Consider the following 1,600-nt stretch of genomic DNA (forward strand, 5'->3'; position numbering starts at 1 on the left):
CCCGCGGGGATGGTGCTCCGTGCGCCGAGTTCCCGCAGGTCGGGCTCGAAGAGAAAGCTCTGTGCTCCGCGCCGCCGGAACTCCTCGGTGAAGTGGCCGCTTCCGCCGCCCACATCCACCACCAGCCGGTCGCGCAGGGGCGTCTGCCGCTCGAGCTGGTCGGCCGCGTCATGGGCGAGCAGGGTGTAGCACCGGTCCGGGTCGGACTGCTCGCCCATGAACGCCCGGAAGAGAGTGAGGGACCTGCGGATGGAGGGGTCCTTCACGGCCGGTCCATCCGCCGTGGCGCGGCCTCCGCGGCCGCCGCCCGGAACTGCCGGACCGTGGCGCCCCAGCGGAAGTGCGCCGCCCGCTGCCCGGCCGCCCGGCCGAGCGCCTCGCGCCGCTCGGGGCTGAGCGCCAGCGTGCACCAGGCCGCGGCGAACGAGCTCTCGCCGCGGGCCAGCACGCCGGTGACGCCGTCGTCGATCGAGTCTCTGAGTCCGGGCACGTCGAAGCCGACGGCGGGCGTGGACCGGGCCGCCGCCTCGGTCACCACCAGCCCCCAGCCCTCGACGAGCGAGGGGTGCAGCAACACCCAGGCCGCGCACAGCAGCCGGTGCTTCTCGGCCTCCGGGACCCGCCCGGTGAAGGTCACGCCGGGCCCGGCGAGAGCTTCGAGCCGGGCGCGTTCCGGCCCGTCACCGACGATGACGAGCCGGCCTCCGGTGACCGGTCTGACCCTCTCCCACAGACGCAGCAACAGCTCGATCCGCTTGTACTCGACGAGGCGTCCCACGGCGAGGAACAGCGGCTCCGCCGATCTGGGGGCGAGCGGGCCCGGATCCTCGACACCGTTGTGGACGAGCCGGATCCGCTCGCGCGGGACACCGAGGCCGTGGAGCGCGTCGGCCGTGGAAGGTGAGACGGCGACCAGCAGGTTGCCGCTGTGGGCGCGGGTCAGTGCCCAGCGCTCGAGCCGTCTGCCGAGCCGGGCGGCGGGGCCGGGGAAACGCTCGGTCCAGATGTCGGTGTGCACATGGTTGACCAGGCAGAGCGTAGGTCCGCGGTGCCACAGCGGGGCGAGGTACGGCATGCCGTTGCACACCTCGACGAACAGGTCGCAGTCACCGACCTGCCGTTCGAAGGCGCGGCGGGCGCGCAGGAAGTGTCCGGCGTCCCCGCCGGCCGAGACCACGCGGTAGTCGCGGAAGGCGGCGGGACCGCCGCACAGGAGCGTGACCTGGTGGCCGTGGGCGGTGAGCCCGTCGGCGATACGGTCGATGAGCAGTTCGGAGCCGCCGGCGGCCGGGTTGCCGAGGTCGCGGCGGGCGAGGAAGACGATCCGGCGCGGATGCGGAGGAGGGCCGGAAGAAGGGTCGTGCTCCGGAGACTTCGGCCGGTGGTGGGGGAGTGGCGCGCGCAACATGGGGGGTACGTGCTGGGGCATTCGAGCTCCAACTCGCCTTGAGGTGCGGGACGGTGGGGGGCGTTGGGGGCACGAGCGGCCTGGGGCGGGGTGGGGTGGGGTTGGTAGTGTCCGCCCGGCTGTTCGATGCCGCTACTCACGGCGGTGACAAATTTGGCCTGCTGGGGAGCTGACACGGCGTCACATTGTGCG

The 1,600-nt window shown here is 73.2% G+C and carries 1 protein-coding gene and 1 pseudogene; both read right to left on the reverse strand.

The genetic code is table 11. From position 1 onward, the window contains the following. A pseudogene (locus tag ACFWDI_RS40920) lies at nt 1–266 on the reverse strand (SAM-dependent methyltransferase); the annotation flags it as partial. Beyond that, on the reverse strand, nt 263–1,429 hold the full coding sequence (locus ACFWDI_RS40925; protein ID WP_385312185.1) for a glycosyltransferase family 4 protein: 1,167 nt from the start codon (nt 1,427–1,429) through the stop codon (nt 263–265). The pseudogene ACFWDI_RS40920 and the gene ACFWDI_RS40925, both read right to left, overlap by 4 nt. Between the last annotated feature and the right edge of the window lie 171 nt (nt 1,430–1,600).

This window comes from Streptomyces sp. NPDC060064 (assembly GCF_042736455.1).
Classification (GTDB): Bacteria; Actinomycetota; Actinomycetes; order Streptomycetales; family Streptomycetaceae; genus Streptomyces.

Coding starts and splice junctions, on each gene's coding strand:
- ACFWDI_RS40925 (WP_385312185.1), bottom strand. CDS start 1,429: ATGCCCCAGCACGTACCCCCCATGTTGCGCGCGCCACTCCCCCACCAC.